This is a genomic window from Roseateles sp. (genome assembly GCF_965229315.1).
Lineage (GTDB): Bacteria > Pseudomonadota > Gammaproteobacteria > Burkholderiales > Burkholderiaceae_C > Pelomonas.
Genome location: NZ_CBDDJA010000002.1, coordinates 329,336 through 354,767 on the forward strand (window position 1 = coordinate 329,336; position 25,432 = coordinate 354,767).

The 25,432-nt window shown below is 67.3% G+C and carries 25 protein-coding genes; 24 read left to right on the forward strand and 1 reads right to left on the reverse strand.

Translation table 11 applies throughout. The features are described 5' to 3' along the window. Positions 1–4 precede the first annotated feature (4 nt). The 6 genes from ACO07H_RS06240 to ACO07H_RS06265 all read left to right on the forward strand — a co-directional run bounded on the left by ACO07H_RS06240 (position 5) and on the right by ACO07H_RS06265 (position 5,648). On the forward strand, positions 5–1,123 hold the full coding sequence (locus tag ACO07H_RS06240; protein WP_422012223.1) for a DUF3108 domain-containing protein: 1,119 nt from the start codon (positions 5–7) through the stop codon (positions 1,121–1,123). Then, complete coding sequence (locus ACO07H_RS06245; protein ID WP_422012225.1) at positions 1,120–1,908, forward strand: enoyl-CoA hydratase; 789 nt, start codon at positions 1,120–1,122, stop codon at positions 1,906–1,908. Before ACO07H_RS06240 ends, ACO07H_RS06245 begins: the two co-directional genes overlap by 4 nt. A 338-nt stretch (positions 1,909–2,246) precedes the next feature. Then, on the forward strand, positions 2,247–2,615 hold the full coding sequence (locus ACO07H_RS06250) for a DUF4148 domain-containing protein (RefSeq protein ID WP_422012227.1): 369 nt from the start codon (positions 2,247–2,249) through the stop codon (positions 2,613–2,615). A 173-nt stretch (positions 2,616–2,788) separates the two neighbouring features. Further along, positions 2,789–3,766 carry a substrate-binding domain-containing protein gene (locus ACO07H_RS06255; protein WP_422012229.1) on the forward strand — a complete coding sequence of 326 codons (978 nt, stop codon included), beginning with the start codon at positions 2,789–2,791 and terminating at the stop codon, positions 3,764–3,766. Further along, a complete protein-coding gene (locus ACO07H_RS06260; protein ID WP_422012231.1) occupies positions 3,763–4,905 on the forward strand; it encodes a sugar ABC transporter permease in 1,143 nt (380 codons plus the stop codon). Before ACO07H_RS06255 ends, ACO07H_RS06260 begins: the two co-directional genes overlap by 4 nt. After that, positions 4,902–5,648: an ATP-binding cassette domain-containing protein gene (locus ACO07H_RS06265; protein WP_422012233.1), complete on the forward strand. Its 747-nt coding sequence runs from the start codon at positions 4,902–4,904 to the stop codon at positions 5,646–5,648. Before ACO07H_RS06260 ends, ACO07H_RS06265 begins: the two co-directional genes overlap by 4 nt. Before the next feature lie 27 nt (positions 5,649–5,675). Here ACO07H_RS06265 and lysS read toward each other — a convergent pair whose 3' ends face one another. Further along, positions 5,676–7,193, reverse strand: coding sequence for a lysine--tRNA ligase (gene lysS, locus ACO07H_RS06270; protein WP_422012235.1), 1,518 nt, complete (start codon positions 7,191–7,193; stop codon positions 5,676–5,678). A 42-nt stretch (positions 7,194–7,235) separates the two neighbouring features. Between lysS and ACO07H_RS06275 the strand changes: the two genes are divergently transcribed. The 18 genes from ACO07H_RS06275 (at position 7,236) to ACO07H_RS06360 (ending at position 25,430) form a co-directional block, all read left to right on the forward strand. After that, the gene (locus ACO07H_RS06275) at positions 7,236–8,465 is read left to right on the forward strand and encodes a lipopolysaccharide biosynthesis protein (protein WP_422012237.1); all 1,230 of its coding nucleotides are present in this window, start codon (positions 7,236–7,238) and stop codon (positions 8,463–8,465) included. Further along, a complete protein-coding gene (locus tag ACO07H_RS06280) occupies positions 8,462–9,058 on the forward strand; it encodes an acyltransferase (RefSeq protein ID WP_422012239.1) in 597 nt (198 codons plus the stop codon). Before ACO07H_RS06275 ends, ACO07H_RS06280 begins: the two co-directional genes overlap by 4 nt. Further along, positions 9,055–10,137 (forward strand): glycosyltransferase, encoded by a 1,083-nt coding sequence (locus ACO07H_RS06285; RefSeq protein WP_422012241.1) that lies wholly within the window; start codon positions 9,055–9,057, stop codon positions 10,135–10,137. Before ACO07H_RS06280 ends, ACO07H_RS06285 begins: the two co-directional genes overlap by 4 nt. Then, positions 10,134–11,396, forward strand: coding sequence for a glycosyltransferase family 4 protein (locus tag ACO07H_RS06290; protein ID WP_422012243.1), 1,263 nt, complete (start codon positions 10,134–10,136; stop codon positions 11,394–11,396). Before ACO07H_RS06285 ends, ACO07H_RS06290 begins: the two co-directional genes overlap by 4 nt. After that, positions 11,396–12,103, forward strand: a complete 708-nt coding sequence (locus ACO07H_RS06295; RefSeq protein WP_422012245.1) for a class I SAM-dependent methyltransferase — start codon at positions 11,396–11,398, stop codon at positions 12,101–12,103. The genes ACO07H_RS06290 and ACO07H_RS06295 overlap by 1 nt, the downstream gene beginning before the upstream one ends. Continuing rightward, positions 12,100–13,269 (forward strand): DegT/DnrJ/EryC1/StrS family aminotransferase, encoded by a 1,170-nt coding sequence (locus ACO07H_RS06300; protein WP_422012247.1) that lies wholly within the window; start codon positions 12,100–12,102, stop codon positions 13,267–13,269. The genes ACO07H_RS06295 and ACO07H_RS06300 overlap by 4 nt, the downstream gene beginning before the upstream one ends. A 21-nt stretch (positions 13,270–13,290) precedes the next feature. Further along, on the forward strand, positions 13,291–13,878 hold the full coding sequence (locus ACO07H_RS06305; RefSeq protein WP_422012249.1) for a sugar transferase: 588 nt from the start codon (positions 13,291–13,293) through the stop codon (positions 13,876–13,878). Positions 13,879–13,891: 13 nt separating this feature from the next. Then, positions 13,892–15,763 carry a polysaccharide biosynthesis protein gene (locus tag ACO07H_RS06310; protein ID WP_422012251.1) on the forward strand — a complete coding sequence of 624 codons (1,872 nt, stop codon included), beginning with the start codon at positions 13,892–13,894 and terminating at the stop codon, positions 15,761–15,763. Positions 15,764–16,107: 344 nt separating this feature from the next. Continuing rightward, positions 16,108–17,574 (forward strand): hypothetical protein, encoded by a 1,467-nt coding sequence (locus tag ACO07H_RS06315; protein WP_422012253.1) that lies wholly within the window; start codon positions 16,108–16,110, stop codon positions 17,572–17,574. A 562-nt stretch (positions 17,575–18,136) separates the two neighbouring features. Continuing rightward, positions 18,137–18,586 (forward strand): type II secretion system major pseudopilin GspG, encoded by a 450-nt coding sequence (gene gspG, locus ACO07H_RS06320; RefSeq protein WP_422012255.1) that lies wholly within the window; start codon positions 18,137–18,139, stop codon positions 18,584–18,586. 11 nt (positions 18,587–18,597) lie between these two features. Next, entirely contained in the window at positions 18,598–19,032 is a 435-nt protein-coding gene (locus tag ACO07H_RS06325) for a prepilin-type N-terminal cleavage/methylation domain-containing protein (RefSeq protein WP_422012257.1), read from the forward strand. Further along, entirely contained in the window at positions 19,029–19,475 is a 447-nt protein-coding gene (locus ACO07H_RS06330; protein WP_422012259.1) for a hypothetical protein, read from the forward strand. Before ACO07H_RS06325 ends, ACO07H_RS06330 begins: the two co-directional genes overlap by 4 nt. Before the next feature lie 16 nt (positions 19,476–19,491). Then, positions 19,492–20,112: a type II secretion system protein gene (locus ACO07H_RS06335; protein WP_422012261.1), complete on the forward strand. Its 621-nt coding sequence runs from the start codon at positions 19,492–19,494 to the stop codon at positions 20,110–20,112. 140 nt (positions 20,113–20,252) lie between these two features. Further along, positions 20,253–21,149, forward strand: coding sequence for a hypothetical protein (locus tag ACO07H_RS06340; RefSeq protein WP_422012263.1), 897 nt, complete (start codon positions 20,253–20,255; stop codon positions 21,147–21,149). Positions 21,150–21,153: 4 nt separating this feature from the next. Continuing rightward, positions 21,154–22,215 (forward strand): hypothetical protein, encoded by a 1,062-nt coding sequence (locus ACO07H_RS06345; protein ID WP_422012265.1) that lies wholly within the window; start codon positions 21,154–21,156, stop codon positions 22,213–22,215. After that, on the forward strand, positions 22,215–22,835 hold the full coding sequence (locus ACO07H_RS06350) for a GspMb/PilO family protein (protein WP_422012267.1): 621 nt from the start codon (positions 22,215–22,217) through the stop codon (positions 22,833–22,835). Before ACO07H_RS06345 ends, ACO07H_RS06350 begins: the two co-directional genes overlap by 1 nt. Then, the gene (locus tag ACO07H_RS06355; RefSeq protein ID WP_422012269.1) at positions 22,832–23,281 is read left to right on the forward strand and encodes a hypothetical protein; all 450 of its coding nucleotides are present in this window, start codon (positions 22,832–22,834) and stop codon (positions 23,279–23,281) included. Before ACO07H_RS06350 ends, ACO07H_RS06355 begins: the two co-directional genes overlap by 4 nt. Next, on the forward strand, positions 23,217–25,430 hold the full coding sequence (locus tag ACO07H_RS06360) for a secretin N-terminal domain-containing protein (protein WP_422012271.1): 2,214 nt from the start codon (positions 23,217–23,219) through the stop codon (positions 25,428–25,430). Before ACO07H_RS06355 ends, ACO07H_RS06360 begins: the two co-directional genes overlap by 65 nt. Positions 25,431–25,432 lie beyond the last annotated feature (2 nt).

Consider the following 25,432-nt stretch of genomic DNA (forward strand, 5'->3'; position numbering starts at 1 on the left):
CGGCATGAAGGCGCCCCGGCCACCGGCGCTGCTGGTGCTGGCCGTGCTGGCCCTGCACCTGCTGCTGGGCCACGAGGTGCAGCGCATCCACGACGGCTGGGTCAGCGAGGGCCCGCCGCCCATGCCCGAGCGCCTGCAGGTGGCGCTGGTGCGCGAGATGACGCTGCGCGAGCCGCCGGCCGCGCGCGCAGGAACGCGACCTCAGCCACCGGCCAAGGCTGCCGACGCTGCTGTTCGCGTGCCCGACGCACCGGCTTCCTCACCTGAGCCCGCGCCTGAGCCCCCCACTGAACCCGCACCAGCGCCGGCACCGCCGCCCGAGCCCGTGACCATGGCCGACGCCGCGTCGTCCGCCCCCGCCGCCGAGCCGGCATCGGCGGCGCCATCGGCCTCCCAGCCGGCCGACGGCGAGCCCGGCCCCGAATGGCCGCTGTCGACGCGCCTCACCTACGTGCTGACCGGCAACTACCGCGGCCCGGTGAGCGGCCAGGCGCAGGTCGAGTGGCTGCGCCAGGGGACCCGCTACCAGGTCAACCTGGATGTCGGTGTCGGCCCCAGCTTTGCGCCGTTCGTCTCGCGGCGCATGAGCAGCCAGGGCATGTTGACGCTGGAGGGCATCGCGCCGCAGCGCTACGACGAGGAGACCCGCGTGATCTTCGGCGAGCCGCGCCGCGCCAGCGTGCTGTTCCAGCCGGGCGAGGTGCAGCTCGCCAGCGGCCAGCGCGTGCCGGCCGTGCGCGGAGGGCAGGATGCGGCCAGCCAGTTCGTGCAGCTCACCTGGCTGTTCCTGACCGGGCGCGAGCCGCTGCAGGCCGGCCATGTGGTGCGCTTCCCGCTGCTGCTGCCGCGCCGGGCCTACGACTGGCAATACGAGGTGCTCGGGGAGGAGACGCTGGACACGCCGCTCGGTCCCGTGCAGGGCTGGCACCTCAGGCCCAGCCGCCCCGCGGGCAACGGCGACCTGACCGCCGAGGTCTGGCTGGCGCCGGCGCTGCAATACCTGCCGGTACGGCTGGTGATCCGCCAGGACGCGGACACCTGGGTCGACCTGATACTCAAGAGCGCGCCGCTGCAAGCCGCGCCAGAATCCGCCAACAACCTCCCCCGGAGACTGACCCGATGACCTATGAATGCATCCTCACCGCTCAGCACGGCGACGGTCCGCGCAAGACCGGCCTCATCACGCTGAATCGGCCCAAGGCGCTGAACGCGCTCAACGACCAGTTGATGGATGAACTGGGCGAGGCGCTGCTGGCCTTCGACGCCGACGACGGCATCGGCTGCATCGTGCTGACGGGCTCCGAGCGCGCCTTCGCGGCCGGTGCCGACATCCCGACCATGCTGCCCCACACCTTCGCCACGGCGTTCAAGAGCGGCCTGATCTCCAAGAACTGGGAAACCATCCTGCAGGTGCGCAAGCCGGTCATCGCGGCCGTGGGTGGCTTCGCGCTGGGCGGCGGTTGCGAGCTGGCGATGATGTGCGACTTCATCATCGCGGCGGACTCGGCCAAGTTCGGCCAGCCCGAGATCAAGCTGGGCATCGTGCCAGGCGCCGGCGGCACGCAGCGCCTGCCGCGTGCCATCGGCAAGAGCAAGGCCATGGACATGCTGCTGACCGCCCGCATGATGGGCGCGGCCGAGGCCGAGAGCGCGGGGCTGGTGTCGCGGGTGGTGCCGGCGGACAAGCTGCTGGACGAGGCGCTGGCCGCGGCCGAGACCATCAACGGCTTCAGCGGCCCGTCGGTCATGCTCATCAAGGAGCTGGTGAACCTGGCCTACCAGGCGCCGCTGAGCGACGGCGTGCAGGTGGAGCGCCGCTACTTCCACGCGCTGTTTGGCAGCCATGACCAGCATGAAGGCATGGAGGCCTTCCTGGCCAAGCGGGCGCCGAGCTTCGAGCACCGCTGAAGTCGCCGCGGCAGGCCGGCGGCCTGCGTCGGGCGAACGGCCCCGTGTCACCGCCAACGCGCGCACAGGAAGAGCGGCCGGCGCGGCGCAGGGGCCTGGGCGGCGCTGTTTGGTGCGTGACGCACCGGCCCATTCCCGGTTTTGCAACGAATTGCGCTTTTTTCGTGCATGACGAAATTGCATCCGGCTCGATTGTTTTTGATTTCTGAATAGCTCATTGATCTGTAACTAGTGTTTCTACTGAGTCCCCCTGCCTACAGTTCAACCCATGGACACCGCGGTCGCGATGCCCAAGTGAACCAGGCGGCAGAGCCGCCGAGGACTTGAAGGAAATCATCATGAGCAAGCTGTCTACCGTTGTCGCCGCCACCCTGCTGATCGCCGCTGGCGCCGCTTCGGCCCAAACCGCCGCCCCGCTGACCCGCGAAGCCGTCATCGCCGAACTGGTGGCCGCCCGCAACAGCGGCGAACTCGCCGCCATCCAGGGTGAAAAGGGCATCGACGTGACGACATCCGCTTCGGCGAAGGCCAGCGCCGTCGCCACCACCAAGCTGCCCCGCCAGGCCGTGCTGACCGTGAAGCCGACCGAACTGCGCAGCGAGCAGTCCGCCGCGCTGGCCGCCGACCACGGCGAGAACGCCGCCCGCGAACTGGGTGACTTCCCCGCGCCGGTCATCCGCCGCGCTTCCGCGCTGGCCGCCAAGTAAATACCCGAACCGCCTGCAACAAGGCGGTTTCAAACTGACAAAAGGCGACCCGCGAGGGTCGCTTTTTTGTTGCCGGCCTTCCTAGAATCCGCCGCCCGCCACTGATAACGGGCGTTGGAGACACGATGGGAATGCAGGGAACGTGGACGGCCGGCGCATTGTTGTGCCTGTCCTTGAAAGCGCTTGCAGCGGTGCCGGTGGTCGGCGTGAGCTGGTCCAACTTCCAGGAAGAGCGCTGGAAGACCGACGAGACCGCCATGAAGGCCGAACTGGGCCGCCTGGGCGCCGGCTACGTCAGCGCCGACGCGGGCGGCTCGCCCGAGAAGCAGCTGGCCGACATCGAGTCGCTGCTGGCCAAGGGCGCCAAGGTGCTGGTGATCCTGGCGATGGACAAGGACGCCATCGCACCGGCGCTGGCCAAGGCCCGCGCGCGCAAGGTGCCGGTGCTGGCGTACGACCGCCTCATCGAGTCGCCCGAGGTGTTCTACCTCACCTTCGACAACCGCGAGGTGGGCCGCCTGCAGGCGGCCGCCGTGCTGGCCGTCAGGCCGAAGGGCCGCTACGTGATGATCAAGGGCTCGGCCGCCGACCCGAACTCGGATTTCCTGCGCGCCGGCCAGCAGGACGCGCTGGCCGAGGCGGTCAAGCGGGGCGACGTGCAGATCGTGGCCGAGGAGTACACCGACGGCTGGAAGCCCGAGGTGGCGCAGAAGAACCTGGAGCAGATCCTGACCCGCACGAAGGGCCAGGTGGATGCGGTCGTGGCCGCCAACGACGGCACGGCCGGCGGCGCGATCGCCGCGCTGGCCGGGCGCGGCCTCAAGGGCGTGCCCGTCAGCGGCCAGGACGCCGACCATGCCGCGCTGAACCGCATCGCGCTGGGCACGCAGACCGTGTCCGTGTGGAAGGACTCGCGCCTGCTGGCCAGGGAGGCGGCCATCGCCGCCGTGCAACTGGCCAACGGCCAGAAGGTGCAAGGCGCCGCGCCCTGGGCCGGTGGCGAGCGCAAGGTCAGCCTGCCGGCCAAGTTCCTGGCGCCGGTGGCGATCACGCAGGCCAACCTGGACCAAGTCATCACGGCTGGCTGGGTGAGCAAGGCGGTGGTGTGCAAGGGCGTGGACCCGGCCAAGGCGCCGGCCGCCTGCAAGTGAGCGGCGCGACGCAGCGGCTGGCCGTCATGGCGGCCGTGCTGGTGGCCATCGCCACCGGCTTTCACCTGCTGACCGGCAGCTTCCTGACCGCCGAGAACCTGTCCAACCTCGTGCAGCAGACGGCCGTCGTGGGCATCATCGCCAGCGGCATGGCGCTGGTCATCGTCGCGCGCCAGATCGACCTGGCCGTCGGCTCGCTGCTGGGCGCCGTGGGCGTGCTGATGGCCTGGCTGCAGTACACGCACGGCTGGGGCGTGCCGGCGGCGCTGGCGGCGGGCCTGGCCTTCGCGCTCGTGATCGGGCTGTGCCAGGGCGCGCTGTCCGCGGTGGTGGGCCTGCCGTCCTTCGTCGTCACGCTGGGCGGGCTGGTGTCGCTGCGTGGCGTGGCCTTCCTGATCGCCGATGGCAAGACGCAGCCGATCAGCGACCCCGGGCTGCTGGCGCTGGGCGGCGGCATGGACGGCACGCTGGGTGAGGGCTGGAGCTGGGTCGTGGGCCTGCTGCTGGTGGCGGCGTGCCTGGGCTGGCAGGCGGCGCAGCGCCGGGCCCAGCGGCGCGCCGGCCTGGCGCCGCGCAGCCTGTCGCGCGAGGCACTGCAGGCCGCATTGACGGCGCTGGGCGTGCTCGGCGCCGTGGCGGTGTTCAACGCCTACCGCATCGAAGGCCAGGAACAGGGCCAGGGCCTGCCGCTGCCGCTGCTCGTGTGGGGCGCGGTGGTGCTGGCCTTGAGCTTCGTCGCCAGGCACACGCGCTTCGGCCGCTACGTCTATGCGATCGGCGGCAACCCGGACGCCGCCCGGCTGGCCGGCATCCCGGTGCGCCGCGTGCTGATCCAGCTGAACCTGCTGCTCGCGGCGCTGGTCGCGCTGGCGGCGGTCGTCGCCATGGCGCGGCTGAACGCGGGCACGAACTCCATGGGCACCGGCATGGAGCTGACCGTCATCGCCGCAGCCGTCATCGGCGGCGTGAGCCTGGCGGGCGGCAGCGGCAGCGTGGCGGGGACGGTGCTGGGCGCGCTCATCATCCAGAGCATCGACAGCGGGCTGCTGCTGACCGACGTGGGCATCGGCTGGCGCATGGTGGTGCTGGGGCAGGTGCTCGTCGCGGCCGTCGTGTTCGACCGGGTGGTGCAGCGATGAGCGCGACGTCCCTGCTCGAAGTGCGCGATGCCCGCAAGTCGTTCGGCGGCGTGCACGCGGTCGACGGCGTGTCGCTGAGCCTGGCGCCGGGCGAGGTGCTGGCGGTGCTGGGCCACAACGGCGCCGGCAAGTCCACGCTGATGCAGATGCTGGCCGGTGCGCTGCCGTTCGATGGCGGCGAGCTGCGGCTGAACGGCCGGCCGGTGACGTTCGCGAGCCCGGCCGCCTCGCGCGCCGCCGGCATCGAGACCATCCACCAGAAGCTGGCGCTGGCCGACAACCTCGACGCGGTGGCCAACCTCTTCCTCGGCCGCGAGCTGCGCACGCGCTTCGGGCTGCTGGACGACGCGGCCATGCGCGCGGCCGCCGTGCCGCTGTTCGCGCGGCTGAACCCCAACTTCAGGAACCTGGGCGACCCGGTCGCGTCGCTGTCCGGCGGGCAGCGCCAGGTGGTGGCGATCGCCCGGGCGCTGCAGTTCCAGGCCCGCGTGCTCATCATGGACGAGCCCTGCGCCGCGCTGGGCCCCAGCGAGACCGCCCTGGTCCACGACCTGATCCGCCGGCTGCGCGCCGAGGGCGTGGGCATCCTGCTGGTCACGCACGACATGCCCGATGTCTTCGCGCTGTCGGACCGGCTGATGGTGATGAAGAACGGCCGCCTGGTCGGTGTGACGCAGACGGCCGCGGTGACCGAGGACGAGGTGCTGGCGATGATCATCGCGGGCAAGGCACCCGCGCGCTGATCAGGCCCGGGTGCAGCGCCGGCGAGATCAGGATTCCCGGCGCAGCGCCGGGAACAGGATCACGTCGCGGATCGACGGCGAGTCGGTGATCAGCATCATCAGCCGGTCGATGCCGATGCCGCAGCCGCCGGTGGGCGGCATGCCGTACTCCAGCGCGCGGATGAAGTCGGCGTCGTAGTACATCGCCTCCTCGTCACCGTCGTCCTTGTTGGCGACCTGGGCCTGGAAGCGCGCGGCCTGGTCCTCGGCGTCGTTCAGCTCGGAGAAGCCGTTGGCGTACTCGCGGCCGGTGATGAACAGCTCGAAGCGCTCGGTGATCTTGGGGTCGGCGTCCGACGCGCGGGCCAGCGGCGAGACCTCGACGGGGTAGTCGATGATGAAGGTCGGCTCCCAGAGCTTCTCTTCCACGACGGCCTCGAACAGGCCGAATTGCAGCTCGGCCAGGCTCCAGCGGGCCGGGGCCTCTTCGCCGGCGGCCACGATCCGGGCGCGCAGCACCTCGGCGTCGTCGGCCTCGTCACTGCTCAGGCCCGCGAACTGGATCAGCGAGTCGCGCACCGACAGGCGCGTGAACGGCTTGTCCAGCGCCACCGGCTTGCCGGCGTAGGTCAGCGCCGCGCTGCCGGTCGCGGCGATGGCCGCGTGGCGCAGCACGGCTTCGGTGAAGTCCATGATGTCGTGATGCGTCCAGTAGGCCGCATAGAACTCCATCATCGTGAACTCGGGGTTGTGGCGGACCGAGATGCCTTCGTTGCGGAAGTTGCGGTTGATCTCGAACACGCGCTCGAAGCCGCCCACCACCAGGCGCTTGAGGTACAGCTCGGGCGCGATGCGCAGGAACATCTCCTGGTCCAGCGCGTTGTGATGCGTGGTGAACGGCTTGGCGTTGGCGCCGCCGGGGATGGGATGGAGCATGGGCGTCTCCACTTCCAGGAAGCCGTGCTCGACCATGAAGCTGCGGATGGCCGACACGCCGTGGCTGCGCGCGACGAAGCGCTTGCGCGCCTCCTCGTCGGTGATCAGGTCCACATAGCGCTGGCGGTACTTCTGCTCCTGGTCGCTCATGCCGTGGAACTTGTCCGGCAGCGGGCGCAGGCTCTTGGTCAGCAGGCGCAGCGTCGTGACCGCCACCGACAGCTCGCCGGTCTTGGTGCGCATCAGCGTGCCCTCGGCGCCCAGGATGTCGCCCAGGTCCCAGTGCTTGAAGGCGTCGTAGACCTCGGGGCCCACGTTGTCGATGGTCACGCGCAGCTGGATGCGGCCGGTGGCGTCCTGCAGCGTGCAGAAGCTCGCCTTGCCCATCACGCGCTTGAGCATCATGCGGCCGGCCACGCTGACCCGGACGGCCTGCGGCTCCAGCACCTCGTTGGGCACCTCGCCGTACTGGGCCTGCAGCGGCACGGCGCGGTGCTGCGGCTTGAAATCGTTGGGGAACGGCACCGGGTTGGCAGCCCGCAGCGCGGCCAGTTTTTCGCGGCGCTCGGCGATCAGCTGGTTGTCGTCTGCCTGAGCGGGGAGGGCGGGGGTCGTAGGGGCTTGGGTCATTGCGGGCCTTGGTGAATCCGCGATTTTAGAATCGCGCGCCCCATGCCGCCCGTCACCAGCTTCTCCCGCGCCACATTGACCTTGCTGGTCGGCAGCGCGCTGGCCCAGGCGCTGCCCCTGCTGCTGGGGCCGTGGATCGCCCGGCTGTACACGCCGGCCGAGTACGGCCAGTTCTCGCTGGTGTGGACGGTGGCCGGCAACCTGGCCGTGGTGGGCTGTGCGCGCTACGAGTTCGCGCTGGCGCTGCAGACCGACGACCGGCGTGCCGCAGCACTGCTGGCGCTGTGCCTGCGCGTGCTGCTGGCGGTGACGGCCGTGGCCGTGCTGGCGGGCGCGGTCTGGCGGGTCTGGGCCGGGCTGTCCGTCGCCGCTGCGCTGCCGCTGGCCGTGCTGGCGCTGGCGGCGAGCCAGGCGCTGGCCCAATGGGCGGCGCGGGCCGGCCGGTTCGCAGCACTGGCCTGGGCGCGCGTGGTGCAGTGGGGCGGCGGCGCGCTGGCGCAGGTCGGGTTCGGCCTGATGCAGGCGGGCCCGTGGGGCCTGGTCGGCGGCGCGGCACTGGCCGCGGGCGGTGCCGCGCTGCTGCAGGCCCGGCCGGCACCTGCGGGCGGCTGGCGCGGCCTGCTGGCGCCGCAGCCGCTGCGCGAGCTGGCGCACCAGCACCGCGACTTCCCGCTGCTGAACACGCCGCACGCCTTTGCCGGCGCGCTGCAGGACACGCTGGCCATCGCGCTGCTGGCGGCCTGGCTGGGCGAGCCGGCCGCCGGCGTGTGGGCGCTGGCGCTGCGCTACCTGAAGGCGCCCGCCAGCCTTGTGGGCGGCGCGCTATCCCAGGCCCTGTACCCTCAGCTCGCTCGCGCCACCCAGCCTGGCGAAGCGCTCGCGCTGGTGCGCCGTACGCTGGCGCTGCTGACCCTGATCGCCGTGCCGCTGGGCATCGGCATCGCGCTCGCTGGCCCGTGGCTGTTCGAAACCTTCTTCGGCGTGCAGTGGCGCGCTGCCGGCCTGCTGGCTCAGGCGCTATCGCCGTACATTGCGCTGCACTTCGTCGCCGCGCCGCTTTCGGTCGTGACGATGGCCTGGGGCCTGCAGGCCTGGAGCCTGAAGCTGGCCCTTGTCGGCCAGTTGCTCTTTGTTGGCGGCTTGGCTGCTGGGCTCTGGCTCGGTGGGCTGGTCGGTGCAGGCTGGGGCGTCTCGGCCGCCACTGCGTGCTACTTTGGCTATTTTTTTGGGGGGCTGCTGCGGCGCGCCCCGTCTCGGGAGAGCCTACCGTGAAAGCAAGCCTGCCCCGCCGGGCCTGGCAGCCGCTCAAGCGCCTGATCTCGCGGCTGTGGGGGCCGCGCATGGTCTATGGCTTCGTGCGCGGGGACGGCGACTTCCTGCCGAACACGCGCATCAGCAACAGCACCGCGGTGTTCGCGCGCGACCGGCTGGACGTGGCCGACCATGTCTTCATTGGCCATTTCAGCGTGCTGGACGCCACCTACGGTCTGCGCATCGGCGAGGGCTGCCAGATCGGCTTCTTCACCGGCGTGTTCACGCACTCCAGCCATGCCGCGGTGCGCCTGTACGGCCGCGAGTACCTCAACGTGGCCGACAAGCAGGCCTACTTCACCGCACGCGTGGAGATCGGTGCCTACAGCTTCATCGGCGCCCATGCCACGGTGCTGCCCGGCACAAAGCTGGGCAAGGGCAGCCTCGTGTCGGCCTACAGCCTCGTGCAGGGCGAGTTTCCGGACTATGCGATCCTGGCCGGCCAGCCCGCCCGCGTGGTCGGCGACACGCGCATCAAGGACGCCGAGCTGCTGCGCCGGCACCCCGAGCTGGCGGTGCACTACCAAGCCTGGGCCGGGGAGCTGCCGCGATGAGCAAGACGGGCCTGTCCGGCGGCCTCAAGCTCGTGCTGATCGGCGACGGCGAAAGCCCGCACCTGCTGAAGTGGGCGCGGGCGCTGCAGCCGCGCGTGCAACTGCATGCCATTTCCTCGCGCGGCTTCCTGCCCGAGTTCCGCCAGCTGCTGCCCGACGCGCAGCGGCTGGCGCTCAACACCTCGCCCGACCACGGCGGCGGCAACATCGCGCTGCTCAAGCAGCTGCCCAAGGTCGGGGCCTGGCTGGCCGAGACCGACGCCGACTGGCTGCACGCCCACTACCTGACCTCGCACGGCACGCTGGCCTGGGCGTCCAAGGCGGGCTGGCGGCTGCGCGCGCAGATCGCCGGCTCGGCCTGGGGCAGCGACATCCTCGTCACGCCGCAGCGCGGGGCGAGCTGGCGCTGGCTGACCCGCAAGGTGCTGCGCGCCTGTGCCGTGACCACGTCGGACTCCGCCTTCATGGCCCAGCGCATGCGCGAACTCGGCGCGAGCGACGTGATGGTGTTCCCATTCGGCCTGGAGTCGATGCCCAGGCAGAACGCGAAGAAGACGCCCTGGCTGTGCTTCGCGAACCGCGGGCTGGAGCCGATCTACCGGCCGCAATGGGTCATCGATGCATTTGCTCGCATCGCCGCCGCGCAGCCCGAGGCGCGGCTGGTCGTGGCCAACGACGGCTCGCTGCGCGCGGCGCTGGAGGCGGATGTGGCCGCTCGCGGCCTGTCTGCCCAGGTCAGCTTCGTCGGCCGCCTGGATGCGCAGGCCCAGGCCGGCCACTACGCCCGTGCGACCTGGTTCCTCAGCCTGCCGGAGAGCGATTCGGTGTCCGTGTCGGTGCTGGAGGCCATGGCCCATGGCTGCGTGCCGCTGCTGTCCGACCTGCCGGCCAACCGCGAACTGATCGGCGACTCCGCGCGCGGCCTGATCGTCGGTTCGCTGGACGACCTGCCCGCGCGCATGGCCGTGCTGGACACGACCCGCATGGCCGCTGGCAACCGCGACTGGGTCGCCGCAAACGGCCTGTTCGAGCCCGGTGTGCAGCGCTTCCTGACCCGCCTGCGCGAGCTGTCGCCGTGAAGATCCTGCTCGTCAACCACTACGCCGGCTCGCCCGCGCACGGCATGGAGTTCCGGCCCTACTACCTTGCGCGCGAATGGGTGAGGGCGGGGCACGAGGTGCTGATCGTCGCGGCGTCGTACTCGCATGTGCGTGCCGTGCAGCCCGAGGTCGGCAGCGAGCCGCGCGAGGAGCGCATCGACGGCATCCGCTACCGCTGGCTGCCGACGCCGCATTACGCCGGCAACGGCGTGGGCCGGCTGCTCAACATCCTGTCCTTCCTGCGCCAGCTGCGCGCCGATGCGTGGCGGCTGACGCGCGAGTTCCAGCCCGACGCCGTCATCGCCTCCAGCACCTACCCGATGGACGTCTGGGTGGCCAGGAAGCTCGCGCGCCTCGCGAAACCTGAGCGAGCGCCGGGCGCTGTCGCGCCGTCGCGGGCCAAGCTCGTCTACGAGGTGCACGACCTGTGGCCACTGTCGCTGATCGAGCTGTCCGGCATGTCGCCGCGCCACCCGTTCGCGATGCTGTGCGGCAAGGCCGAGGCCGATGCCTACCGGGACGCGAACGTCGTCGTCTCCATGCTCCCCTGCGTTCACGAGCATATGGCGTCCCGGGGCCTGGATCTCGCGCGGCTGCGCATCGTGCCCAACGGCTTCGCGCCCGAGGAGTGGCAGGGCGACTCGGCACCGCTCGAGGCGGCGCTGGCGGACCACCTGGCGGCTGAGCGTGCCGCGGGCCGCGTCGTCGTCGGCTATGCCGGCTCCATGGGCCTGCCCAACGCGCTGGACGTGCTGCTCGACGCCGCCGCCAAGGTGCGGGACAAGCCGCTGAGCTTCGTGCTCGTCGGCAGCGGCCACGAAGCAGCGCGGCTGGCCGGGCGCGTGCAGTCCGAGGGGCTGGCGAACGTGCGCTTCTTCCCGCCCATCCCGAAGGCGCAGATCCCGACACTGCTGGCCCAGTTCGACATCGCTTACATCGGCTGGCAGCGCACGCCCATCTACCGCTTCGGCATCGCGCCCAACAAGCTCATCGACTACCTGATGGCCGGCCGGGCGATCCTGCATTCGGTCGAGGCGGGCAACGACCCGGTCGCCGAGGCCGGCGCGGGCCTGACGGTGCCGCCAGAGGACGCCGAAGCCGTCGCCAAGGGGCTGCTGAAGCTCGCTGCCTTGGCGCCCGACGAGCGCGCCACGATGGGCCAGCGTGGCCGTGCCTTCGCGATGGCCCACCACGCCTACCCCGTGCTGGCCACGCGCTTCATCGAGGCGCTGCGGTGATGGAGCTGGAGCGCATCGCCCAGCGCTACGCGCGCCGCGCGGCCCGGGGCGAGGGCGACCGCTACAGCCTGCTGCGCCCGGAGGTCTGGCAGATGTGGCAGGAGCGCCAGCGCGCGCTGCTGCGCCTGCTGTCCACGCGAGCCGGGCAGCCGGCCGACTGGCGCGCCGCCGAGGTCGGCTGCGGTGCCGGCGGCAACCTGCTGGACCTGCTGCGCCTGGGCCTGATGCCGGCCCACCTGACCGGCATCGAGCTGCTGCCCGACCGCCTGGCTGCGGCGCGCGCGGCGCTGCCCGAGGCTGTGCGGCTGCTGGCGGGCGACGCGTCCACGGCCGACGTTGCGCCCGCCAGCCAGGACCTGGTGCTGCAGTCCACGGTCTTCTCGTCCATCCTCGACGACGGGCTGCAGCAGCGCGTGGCCGAGTCCATGTGGCGCTGGCTCAAGCCGGGCGGCGCGGTCGTCTGGTACGACTTCACCGTGAACAACCCGCGCAACCCAGACGTGCGCGGCGTGCCGCTGGCCCGCGTGCGCGCGCTGTTCCCGCAAGGCGATTTCACGGCCCGCCGCGTGACGCTCGCACCGCCGCTGGCGCGCGCGCTGCCGGCCGCCTACGGCCTCTTCAACCTCGTCCCCTGGCTGCGCACGCACCGCCTGGTGCTGATCGAGAAACCCCAGGATCCCGTGATCCCCGAAAATCCCGCCCGATGAGCGACCAGCCTCCCCTTCCTTTTCTGCCCTTCGCACTCCCGGACCTCGGCGACGACGAGATCGCCGAAGTCGTCGACACGCTGAAATCCGGCTGGATCACGACCGGCCCCAAGGCCAGGCGCTTCGAGCAGGCCTTCGCCGAGTTCCTGGGGGACCCCCAGATCGAGTGCATCGCCGTGAATTCGGCGACCGCCGGCCTGCACCTGGCGCTGGAAGCCATCGGCCTGGGTCCCGGCGACGAGGTCATCACGACGACGCACACCTTCACCGCCACGGCCGAGGTGGTGCGCTACCTGGGCGCCGACGTGGTGCTCGTCGACATCGACCCGGCGACGCTGAACATCGACGTCGCCGCCATCGAGGCCGCCATCACGCCCCGGACCAAGGCCATCCTGCCGGTGCACTATGCCGGCCTGGCGGTGGACATGCTGGCCATCCTCGACATCGCCCGCCGCCACGGCCTGCGGGTCGTGGAAGACGCGGCACATGCGCTGCCGACCACGCTGGAGAAGGAGCTGATCGGCACGCTGGGCAGCGACGCCACGGTCTTCAGCTTCTACGCCAACAAGACCATGACGACCGGCGAGGGCGGCATGCTGGTCACGCGCAACGCCGAGCTGGCCAAGCGCGCCAAGGTCATGCGCCTGCACGGCATGAGCCGCGACGCGTTCGACCGTTTCACGGCCAAGGTGCCGAGCTGGTACTACGAGATCGTGGCGCCAGGCTTCAAGTACAACCTGACCGACATCGCCGCGGCGCTGGGCCTGCACCAGCTCAAGCGCCTGCCCGCCTTCCAGCTGCGCCGCGAGCGGATCGCGACGCGCTTCAACGAGGCCTTTGCCGACCTGCCGCTGATCCTGCCGCCCTGCGCGCCCGAGGGCGACACGCATGCCTGGCACCTGTACGTCGTGCGGCTGGCCGACGGTGCCGCCATCACGCGCGACGCCTTCATCGAAGGCATGTACGCCGCCGGCATCGGCTGCAGCGTGCACTACGTGCCGCTGCACCTGCACCCCTACTGGCGTGACCGCTACGGCCTGACGCCCGAGCAGTTCCCGCAGTCTCAGAAGGCCTTCGAGCACACGGTCAGCCTGCCGCTGTACACGGCCATGAGCGACGCGGACGTGGAACGCGTCATCGCTGCGGTGCGTGGACTTCTCGCCTGAGACACGGCTCTGAGAGACGGCTTGAGCAAACGCCTGTTCGACGTGATCTGTTCGGTGCTGGGCCTGTTGCTGCTGTCGCCGCTGCTGTTGCTCGCGGCCGCGTGGATCAAGCTCGACTCACCCGGCCCGGCACTGTTCCGCCAGACCCGCGTGGGCCGCTTTGGCGTGCCGTTCACGATCCACAAGTTCCGCACCATGCGCGTCGAGGCGGGCGCCGCCCTCACGGTCGGTGCCGACCCGCGCATCACCCGAGCAGGCCACCTGCTGCGCCAGACCAAGCTCGACGAGCTGCCACAGCTTTGGGACGTGCTGCGCGGTGCGATGAGCCTCGTCGGCCCCCGGCCCGAGCTGCCGCGCTACGTGGCGTGCTATCCCGCGGAACTGCGGGATCGCGTGCTGGCCGTTCGCCCCGGCATCACCGACCCCGCCTCGCTCGCCTTCAGCCACGAGGCCGAACTGCTGGCCGCCGCCGCCGACCCGGAGCGTGAGTACCGCGAGGTCGTGCTGCCGGCCAAGCTCAGGCTGTCCGCCGACTATGCGGAGCATGCCAGCCTGGCGAGCGACCTGCGGCTGATCTTGGTCACGCTCGCCCGCGTCGCCCGCCGCTGACAATCCCCTCCTGATGAACTGGCAGCTTCTCGATACCCAGCTCACGCGCCTGCGCCCGCACCGCGAGGCGCTCGCGTTGGCGCTCGACGTCCTCGTCGTTGCGATCGCCTGGCAGGCGACCTACCTGTTCCGCCTGGGTTTCGAGCGCTGGTTCTCTGCCCGCCCGGGCTATGACGGCTGGGTGTTGCTGGGACTGCTCGCCATCTACGCCGCCGTGCTGTGGGTGCTGCGGGTGCCCAAGGGCATGTGGCGCTTCTCCGGCTTCGGCGAAGTCAAGCGCCTGGCCGTGGCCTGCGCCCTGGCCGGCCTGATCTGTGCCGCCTCTGTGCTGATGGCCCGCCTGCACGCGGTGCCTCGCGCCGTGCTGGCGCTGCACCCGCTCTTCACGCTGATGCTGCTGGCCATGATGCGCATGGGCTATCGCATGCTGTACGAGCACATGCGCAGCCGCATCAGCGGCAGCGCGCAGGAGCAGCGGCGCGCGCTGGTGATGGGCGCCGGTGATGCGGGGCGGCTGCTGGTGGCCGGCATACAGCACAGCCAGGGGTGGGTAGTCGTTGCATTCCTTGATGACGATTCTGCTAAGCGCGGTGGGCGGGTGGCTGGGCTGCCGGTGCTGGGTGGCCTCGGCGAGGCGCAGCGCTTCGCCGATCTGCACGGCATCACCCATGTCATCGTGGCGCTGCCGGGCGCCTCGCTCGCATTGCGTCGCCGAGCACTCGACATCGCCGCTCGTACCGGCCTACGCGTGCTCACCGTGCCGAGCAGCGCCGAACTGCTAGCTGGCCGGCGAGTCAACGAGGTGCGCGACATCGAGCCCGAGGACCTGCTCGGTCGCGAGCCGGTGCAACTCGACGAAGGCGGCATCAGCGAGGCGCTCAGCGGCAAGGTCGTGCTCGTCACCGGGGCTGGCGGCAGCATCGGCAGCGAGCTGTGCCGCCAGGTTGCCCGCTACGGCCCACGGCGGCTGGTGCTCTACGAGCTCAGCGAGTACGCGCTCTACGCCATCGAGCAGGAGCTCGCAGAGCATTTTCCGAAGATCCCGTTGGTGCGGCTCATAGGAGACGTGAAGGATCTCGCCCACCTGCGGGCAACCTTTGCCGAGCAGCGCCCCCAGGTCGTCTTTCATGCCGCTGCCTACAAGCATGTGCCGCTGATGGAGGTTGGCAACGCTGCGGCCTGCCTGCGCAACAACGTGCTGGGCACTCATCACGCCTGTCAAGCTGCGGCTGAGAACGGCGCTGAGCGCTTCGTGCTCATCAGCACTGACAAGGCTGTGAACCCCACCAATGTGATGGGTGCCACCAAGCGGGTGGCGGAACTGGTGATTGGCCACATGGCCGCACAGGGCCACCCGACGCGCTTCATGGCCGTGCGGTTTGGCAACGTTTTGGGGTCCAGCGGCAGCGTGATTCCAAAGTTCAAGGAGCAGATCGCGCGAGGCGGCCCGGTCACCGTGACCCACCCTGACATCACGCGCTACTTCATGACCATTCCTGAAGCGGCGCGCTTGGTCGTGCAGGCGGCGGCGATGGGGCAGAGTGGTCAGGTTTTCGTGCTCGACATGGGCGAGCCTGTGCGCATCGTCGACCTGGCGCGTGACCTGATCCGGCTCGCGGGTCACGAGGTCAGCGAGATCGGTATCGAGTTCACGGGCTTGCGGCCCGGCGAGAAGCTTTTTGAAGAATTGCTGGCAGCCGCCGATCAGAGCATGCCCACATCCATTCAACGCTTGCTAGTCGCCCGCCTGCGAGGCGGCGCCAGGCAGGCCCCGGTCGGCGCTTGGTTGCAAAGCCTGACTCAAAAAATCGATCTCGTCGATGATCGGCAGGTGCGCGCCGTGCTGGCCGACGTGCTCGGGGATGAATATTCGCCCTCGTCGTGACCGCGGCGCGCGCTGCCAGAGGAGGCAAGGCGCTACCCGCCTGGATGGTTGTTCCGTGGCCAATGCCTCACTTTTGGGTGTGCCTTGTCGTGTGTGGACAACGAAAGCTGTCGCCATGGCATCTTCTTGGCAAGTGCCGCGCTTACTATCCAGCGTGCTGCTGATCGGCCAGAGCGGCCCAGCTTGCAAGACGTCGCTTCATCTCAGGTGTTTACCCGGAACCGGCCTTTTCATTGACAGTCGCGCGAAGGCGTGGTCTAGAATGATTCGGCGTGATTTCTGTACACGTGTGATTCGCGAATCATCATTGAGTTTCTTTCCATAACCTTTGTGGAGTTCACCGAATGAAAAAATATGTGTTGAAGGCGACCGCTCTGGCGATCGGTGCGCTGGTTGGAGGTTCGGCGGTCGCTGATACCAACCTTGATACCGGCACCGTGACTGGTGGCACCTATGCCAAGGAACTGAACTACAACTCCATCTCGCCCAGCACCGGTACCGCCATTACGGCAACGCCGACTGTCACCTCGAAGCTCGGCTTCGGCGTGTCCGCTGGTCAAAATCGTTACATCCGCGTGAACCTGGTGGGTGCGAAGTTCCACGGCGGCCTGACGGCAGCTGACTTGGTCAACACGAGCCGGGCGTTTAACAACACGGTTCTCGCTGCGGGTGGCCAAGCCGGTGATTCCTATGCGATCTTCCAGGTCACGGCCGACACCACCAACGGCAACCAAGCCAGTGATGTTGTGACGTTCAAGCCTTTGCTCGGCTATGACGTCACCAGCGGCAATGCGAACGTTCAGGTTCAGTTCCGCCTGTTCGAAACCGCCACGGCTGCCGTGGCGAACACGGACAGCACTTGGCTGTATGCGGCGTCTGGTGACCTGCTCCAATTCGCAACGGGTCTGCAGTTCAGCGTTACCGGCGCGCTGAATTCGACGGCCGATGTGGCACAGTCCTTCACGAAGTTCAAGACTGTTGCGGGCAGCGGCAAGATTTCCGATACGCTGGCGAAGCTTGGTCAAGTGACTTCGTCCGCTGTGACCGGTGTGTTGAATGCAACGGGTGCCCAGGTCACCTACGCTCAACTCGTGGGCGCTGGCACGACGACGCCGACCGGTACCAAGGTTGTGCTGAAGGGCGACTTCTCGGCGGCAGCGACCAATGGTGTCTTCCTGGCGACGGACGCTGCTTGCTCGACGCTGGTTTCTAACGTTGCTGCTGCTGCCGCGCCTACGGCTACGGGTGCGGATATCGTGACGGGTGCCAACCCACTGACCGGTGCCTACGTTTGCTACGCGACCACAGGTACTACGCCGATTGTCGCTTCAAGCTACACGGCAGCCGTGGCGTACGCGAACGCGACCAACTCCACCACGACAAACCCTTCGGCTCAGAACCTGGGCTCGATTGATCGTGATGGCACGGAGTTGCTGGCGCCGTTTGCCACCATCAACAGCGACTACACCGCGCGCGTGTTCCTGACCAGCAGCCACACCGCTCCCGCGAAGGTGACGGTGAAGGCCTGGTTTGCGGATGGCAGCAGCTGTGCCGCCCAGGCTTTGCCCGACCTGAAGCCGGGTACGCAGCAAGAGTACCTGATCAAGGACATCTGCCCGACGATCACTGGCACTGCTGGCAGCAACACCACTCGCCTGTCGCTGCGCTTCACTATCGCTGCGCCGAAGAATACGGTCGTTGGCTCGTACAATCAGTACAACAACCGGATCGACGGTGCAGCTGCTGGCGCTTATGGCAGCAAGACGACCGACATGAACGGTTACGTCTTGGTTGCCCCGGCCGCCAACTGATTTTTTAGAGACACTGTCTACTGAGTTTAAGGCGCCCTTCGGGGCGCCTTTTTGTTGGCTCTTTGCCCGTTAGGTCGTGACGGACTCACACCATGAGCCACTGGCCGGGCATCGTGACGGGCATACGGCAGCAAGCCGGGTGCTCTGGAGAAGGCGATGCAGGAACGGGACTGGAAGCGGTGGCTGGAGCGGTTGCATGAGCTTAGCCCTCAGCAGCGCCAGGCGTTGGTGGAGCAACTGCACATGCCGGACGAGCGTGAGCGGGTGCTGGCGCAGATTGACCGGGCGAGCGAGGCCAAGCCGAAGTGCCCGCATTGCGCCGCAGAACGGGTGGTACGTAATGGTCAGGCCGATGGTTTGTGCACTACAACTTCAGCCGCCCGCACTCCGCCGTCTCCCACAATCCTCCCGCCTCCAGACTCGGCTTCGACGGGAACAACGTCCTGAGAAACTACAACCAGCGGTGGCGAAGACTAAGGCTAGCTAGCTAGAGATAGTTGGCCTCTTGCGCCTAGAATTTCCAGTCGGCATCGCTTTCCGGCCTAGCCCTACAATTTCACCCATGCCTAATCGCTTCCTTCCGTTTGCCCGTGGTTTCACGTTGCTTGAAATGTTGGTCGTTCTGGTCATCATTGGCTTGATCGCAGGTCTGGTAGGGCCAAGGCTATTCAGCAAGGTTGACCAGTCCAAGGTGATCACGGCTACCACGCAGGTCAAGATGCTGCGAGGTGCGGTGGAGAATGTACGGCTGGACATCGGGCGGTACCCAACGGCGGAGGAGGGGCTGAGCTTGCTCATCAAGCCACCCGCCGATGCCACCCTGGTGCCGCGTTGGCGTGGTCCCTACCTGGATGCAGACGTGCCGGCGGATCCATGGCAGCATCCTTATCTGTACGCGCTCGGCGGCGCAAATGGCCAACCGTTTGCGCTGTATTCCTACGGTGCGGACGGTCAGCCTGGAGGTACCGGAGATGCCGCTGATCTTGGGGTGCTGCCAGCGTCAAGCAACTGACATCTGTATTGATGCGACCTGCTGCTGAATCGCGACACGGTACAACTTCGCGTTCGCGCTACAGAGTCTCTGTAGGTTTTACGTTGCTGGAATTGCTGATCGTGTTGGCTGTCGTGGCCATGGCGACTGCGGTGGTTGTGCCGATCGCGGGTCGCTGGTTGACTGCTGCGCAGGAGCGGGCCTGGCGTGGGGATTTGAAGGTGCGGCTGCTCGAACTGCCAGTAATGGCTTTTGCGCGTGGACGCCCGATCGAGCTTGATGCGGACGCGTTGAGGGCGTTTCTGCCTAGTTTTCCGGCGGAGCTGGAGCTGCATCTCTCTGCGCCATTGCATTACGGCGCCACTGGCGTTGCCTCCGGCGGTATTGTGGAGGTGTACCGGCCCCGTGAACGGCGGCCTATAGCGCGCTGGCAGGTCGAGCCTGTCAGTGGTGACGTGACCCCATGATGCGTGGCCATCCCGACAGCCTTCGAGGTTTCGGTATCCTGGAGGCCATCGTTGCGCTGACCCTTCTCGCCGGCACGGGGGCGGCGCTCTATGCTTGGTTGGGCACGAATCTGCGCTCAGCCAGCGCGCTGTCGGAGGCGATGATTCGCTCGGAGCTGCAATTGCGCGCGCTGGAGCTGCTGGAGACAGTGAATCCCGCCAAGCAGGCCCAGGGCGCATTGACAGTAGGTCAGCTGAAGCTGCAGTGGCGCAGCCAAGAGACTACGCCGTCACGCTACAGCATGCCGTATGCGCAAGAGATCAACTGGCGCGTGGCGCTCTACCGCACGAAGGTCACGGCCCAGGACTTGCAAAGCAAGACTTCGGTTCATTTCGAGGTGACTCAGGCTGGCGTCGCGGACGCCAGTGCGGCGCAGGCCCCAGCCAGCTCGCCGGCGCCTTGATCCCACTGGAGGGCGCATGGTGACGGGCCAACGAGGCTTCACGCTGATCGAGACGTTGGTGACGCTTGTGATCGTGGCGATCATCACGGGTCTCGTAGCAGACGGCCTGTTCCAAATAACCCGCGTTGAACGCAGCCTGCAGGGCCAGCAGGCCGCGCCACGACTTGCCGCGCTTCATGAACAATGGGTGGTTTTGGCGCTGAAGGGGTTGATCGTGCCCGACCCGTTGATCGAAGAACCCCTGCATGCGAGCGCCACGGAGATCATCGGGCAGAGCACCATGGCGCCTGTGATACGGCCGCAGGGACCAACGCCATTGCGACTTGCGCTCGTGACCGAAGGTGACAGCACCAGCCTTTGGGCGCAAGTCGGCCCGTATGGTGCCGAACCCGCCACCCGTGCCAAGCTGGGTGAGTGGCCGTTCGCCGATGTACGTTGGGTTTATCAGGACAGGCGCGGGCAGGCGCACGCCGCTTGGCCGCCTGTGAACCCACCGGCCGACCAGCCTACCCTGCAGGCGCTGCCGAGCTTGATCAGACTGGAGGCTGACCAGGGTCGACAGCTTTTGCTGCTGGCTGCGCCTGTAAACAACTACGTGCTCTGGGTCAAGCCGCCCGCTGCGCAGGAGGCGCTTTGATGAGAGCACGGCGGCAAGTGCGTCGGCGTCATGAAGGCGGATATGTGCTGCTACTCGTTATGGCGGCTTTGGTGTTAATGGCCTTCGGAGCTGAGCGATTGGCGGCGCGTGTGGACCAACTCAGGCATCAAGCTCAGTCCATGCAGGACTACGCAGAGGGACGTCGCGCCGCGGCGTCTGCTCTGGCCACGACGATGTATTGGCTTTCGACGCGCCCGTTGGGTTATGCCCAGAGTGGCTTCGTCGACGAAGCTGTTCTGATGCTCGATGGCCGGCGCTACGAGGTCGAGTCCGGGGGATGGGCGTCGATCGTGGATGACCGTGGACTTTTTTCACTGAACGTGCCGGATCGCGACACGATGCTGCCTGCACTGACCAGCTTGGGGGCCAGCTTCGACCAAGCATCTCGGATGATTGCTGTGCTCGAAGACTATGTTGACCCTGACTCGCTGCGCCGGGTGAATGGTGCAGAGCGGGATGACTACCGAGAGTTGGGCCTTACGCCGCCGCGCAATCAGTGGCTGCTGACGACAGATGAACTTGCGCGCATGCCGGTATGGAGAGATATGCGCGAATTGCGCGAGCGCTTCCAGCCCTTCGCAGGTTTGAGGCGTGAGAAGGTGCTCAATCCGAACACCGCGCCGCTAGATGTGTTGCGGCTGGCTTGGCCTCGTGTCGCCGAAAGCCAGTGGCTATTGTTCGACGACATGCGCCGCCGCATGCCCTTTGCGAATGCGGACGCCGCACGCGCGGCGACCGGCATTCCCTTTGACGACGAACACACGTTGTTCCACGCCAGTGGCTCCTTGCGGGTGACAGTCGGTGCACCTGGAATGCCCCAAGCCCTCGAATACAATCTCTGGCTCGTGCCTGATGGCGAGCGAGCACCGTGGCTCATCCACGCGGTCGGGATGCGTAGCACGCCGACGGCCCCTGCGGCAAACAAGGGGCACCCTTCTCCAAGCGTACTTGAGCACTTTCCGAATCCGACCCCGAACCTCATTCGACCCTCAGAGCCTGCGCCAGAAGCGCCGTGATGGCTTGACGGCTGTCGAACAGGGGCGTGGTACCCAGGCCGTGTTGCTGGCCAGGTCGCTGTCGCGCTATCGCTTCTTCGACTTGCGCGGCATCCCACCTCAGGAACGCATTGCCGCCCTACACAGTCAGTTGGCGGCTTGGCAGCCGTTCCCTGAATCGCGTTTCTGGGTGCAGTGGCGGGATGGCTGCGCCTCGGTGCATGCATGCGCACGCGACAGCCTCGATGATCTGCCGCAACGGACCGTGATCTGGCCAGAGGCCAGCCTACATGTTCCCTTGGAAAAGGGTTTGCGCCTGGTGTCGTGCGTCGAAGGGTTTGAGGGTCAGTGCTGGGTTGATGGCCTGCTGCGCGCGAGTCAATGGTGGCCGACGACGCCGACGATCGCCGATTGGGTTAGTTTCGTGCGCGCTAGCGGGTCGCCCTCGGCCCCTATGCCGACCGCGCAAAGCCTCCGGTGGCAGACCCCCAAGAACAGGGTTCAGCCCTTGGAGCGGCTAGGTCAGGTCGCGCTTGCTCCCGCGCGCATGCTGGGCTCGGCGGTCCTCGCGGCGCTGCTTGGCCTCGCAGCATTTGCAGCTCATGCTTTTTGGGACGCGCAACAGGCGGCGGAAGCAGCTGCCGAGAACCTGAGGGCGCTGCGAGTCAAGTTGGAGCCGGTGACCAAAGCCCGCGGGCGCGCCGCGCATATTCGCGCGGACTTGGAGGCGGTGGTCAAGCCGCTGTGGTCCCCTCTGCCGTTGGACGTGCTCGAACACCTGGCGCGGCAATTGCCCAAGGGTGTGGTGCTGCGGGAGTTCGACCTGCAGGGGCTGGAGTGCCATGTGCTGTTGGAAACGCCACCGGATCTGGCGCGCAGCGAGCTGTTCAAGGCCTTGGAGTCCGGCGAATGGTTCACTAGCGTCACAGAGCAGGCTGGAGCACGTGGCGGCATCGCACTGCAATTTCGGCTGAACGGGCTTCGCAGCCCGGCAGCGACTCAAGGAGTCACCGGTGTCGCCCGGCGCTCCACAGATGATGTGCCGTCGTCAGCGCCGGTTGCCATTCCTCCTGGGCTGAAGAAATGATGCAGAGCGCAGCAGTCACCGTTCGCGCCCCTGCCGCCGTCTGGGCGACGCTCAAGCTGCAATGGCAGGGTAATCTCCGGCTGCAGATAGGCACCGCTGCCATCGCTTGGTTGGTCTGGCTGTGGGCTTGCCTCGTCGTGCTCGACCAGGCCAAGCTGCTGTCTGCGCAGGCCGCCGCCGATGTCGAAGCTGCAGCTCAGTTGCGACCCGCCTTGAGTCAGACCGAGTGGCCCGCACGTGCCGATGAAATGCAGCGGCTGCTGGAATCTGCTCGCGCGCTGCAATGGACAGCAACGAGCACCGGCGCGGCCGAAGCCAAGCTGCAGGATGATCTACGCGCCTGGGCGACGAAGGCCGGATTGAACGTCATAGAGCTCAGCGTGCTGCCTGGCGCGGCTGTAGATGCGGCACGCGGCGCAGCGGGAGCATCCGTTCGAGCCCGCTTGGTGACCGACCTGAATCGCAATGCGCTGATGGCATTCCTTGCGCAATTGCAGGGCGCTCAGCCCGTCGTCATTGTCGACACTCTGAAGTTGCGGCCTGCGCAGACGCCCGCTCGTGCCGAACTGGAGCTTCGTGTGCAGGTGCGTGTGCGGCCGAGCGAAGAGGCTGGCGCATGATGTTCGATCTCAGCTGGCGACGCCTTGTCGGGGTCTGCGCGGTGTCAATGATCGTGGGTTGGTTTGCGCTGCCGCTGCATGAGCCCCTTCCTGCCATTGCACAGGTCCGGCGCGACACGTGGCAGAGCCCGGATCTGCCGCGCCCGGAGTTTCCCGCCGGTAACACTGTGGCGTTGGCTGCGGCACCGATGTGGGGGCCTGACCCGAAGCCTGTTTCGCCAGCGGCGCCCGAAGATTTCCGCTGGCGCCTGGCCGGCCTATGGGGGCAGGGTAAGGTAGGAGGTGTGATCGTGATGTTCATGGACCCTGCTAAGCCCACGCAACGCTTGAAAGTCGGCGACATGTTGCCTGAAGGCCAGGTCATCCTGACGGTCGAAGGCCATGAACTGGTGGTTAGAAATGCGAAGAAAAAACTTGAACGCCTGCTTGTTGAACGCACTGAATAGCCGCTTGCCGCTGTCGTTGTTGACTGTCCTGCTGACGTCCTGCGGGACTGTGGCGCCCGATTTGCCGCCGTCGCTTGACATTGCCACCGGCGAGCGCACCCCTGCTGGGCAGCAGGACGATTCCAACCGGCCGAAGGAGCTCAAAATCAGCGCCTTGCCCGTCGCTGCCGGTGCGCCGCCCTCGAAGTTTGCCCAAGGGCGGGTTGCTGACGCGGTCAGGGCGAGTTCTTCGGAGGGCACGGCTGAAGTCGCGGCCATCAATCTTCAGCAAATTCCTCTGTCCACGTTCGTCCAGGTGGTGTACGCCGATATCCTCAAGCGCAATGTCTCCATCGACCCGGCCGTGCTTGCTCGCAAGGAGGCTGTCACCTTCCGCACCGGCGCAGCGCAGTCGGCGTCAGCGCTTGAAGCATCGCTGAAGCTGCTGCTCAAGACTTACGGCATCGCCGTGATCGATGCGGGCGGCTTGCTGCGGGTGGTGCCGGACAACGCCCAGTTGGGAGATCTGCCCGAGGTTCGTCGCGACGAGGTCGGTCCCGACACTCCGCTTCCTCTGCGTCCGGTGTATCAATTCGTGGAGATGAAGGTGGTGCGGCAGACCGAAGTGTCGAGCTGGCTCAAGACGCTTTTTGGCGACAGGGTGAAGATCCAGGAGGACATCACGCGTAACGCAGTCGTGCTGCAAGGCACGCCCGACAACGTGCAGGCCGCGCTCGAAGCAATCCGCGTGCTCGACCAGCCGCTGATGTCGGGGCGTAAGAGTGTGGCACTCACACCTGCCTATTGGTCGGCGGATGACCTGACCAAGCGTCTTACCGAAGTCCTGACAGTGCAGGGTTATGCGGTAGCGCCGCTCGGTCAGGCGGCGCTTGCGGGCGGTGTCCGTTATCCCGTCGTCCTCCTGCCGGTACTGGGCGTCAATTCGGTCTACGTGTTTGCTAGCAGCGATCAGGTGTTGAACCATGTCGTCACCTGGGCCAAGACCTTGGACAAGCCTAATGAGCGTGGTGTTGGCCGCAACTTTTTCACCTATCAGGTCCGTCATAAGGATGCAACTGATCTTGCTAAGACGCTGGATCAACTGCTGACGGGGCGCCGCAGTGTGTCGGTGGCGACGGCACCGGCCGCAACGACAGCGGGGGCATCGACATCGTCAGCCACAAATTCGGCCAGTTCTCAGCGGCTGACCAGTGTGGTCGTCGATCAGTCGAGTAACACATTGATCTTCCAGACTGATCCTGAAGAGTATTCCCAGCTCACAGCATTGCTGCAGATGTTGGACCGGCCGGCGAAATCAGCTCTGATCGAGGTGACCGTTGCGGAACTCAATCTGACCGATGAGAAAAGCAGCGGCGTTGAGTGGCTTTACTCGCGTGCCATCGGTGGCGGAAGCACGGCAAGCGTGGGGGTGAAATCGTACGCCGCAGACTCTTCGCCCCTGAACCTGCGTGTGCTCAACGGTGCCGGGGAGCTCCGGATTGCGTTGTCGGCACTGGCGGCCACGGATCGCGCCAGCGTGTTGTCCAGCCCGCGCGTTCACGCCCGCAATGGCGAACAGGCAGTCATACAGGTTGGTAGCGAAGTACCCATCCAGACCAGCACGGCGACTACGCCGATATCTGGCGGTACTACACCCTCACTAACGACCGTGTCGACAATCCAATACCGCACCACGGGCGTTATTCTCAAAGTCAAACCTGTAATTCACTCGGGTGATCAGGTCGACCTTGAAGTTGAGCAGGAGGTCAGTAGCGCGGACTCGACGAGCACCGGCGTCAACACCACGCCAACTTTCAGTACGCGCAAACTGCAGACCAAGCTGACTTTGAGGAATGGGGCAACGGTGTTGATGGGCGGTTTGATCTCGGACTCTGGGTCACGCGGGGGAGGCGGCATACCTTGGCTAAAGGACGTGCCGGTGCTGGGCAATTTGTTCGGGAGCCAAAAAGCGTCGACTAATCGACGCGAGCTCATCGTCCTGATCACTCCCTATATTCTCAGTGACAGCCGCGATGCAGAGTTGATGACCGACGCCTTCCGCAAGTTGCTCGGTCCTTGGGCAGAGAAGGCCGGTACGGTTGTGCCGTCTGGTGCTGTGCCCGACGCACCGGCAGCCCCGGCATCCTCGGCCTTGGTGCCAGGGAACTGAGG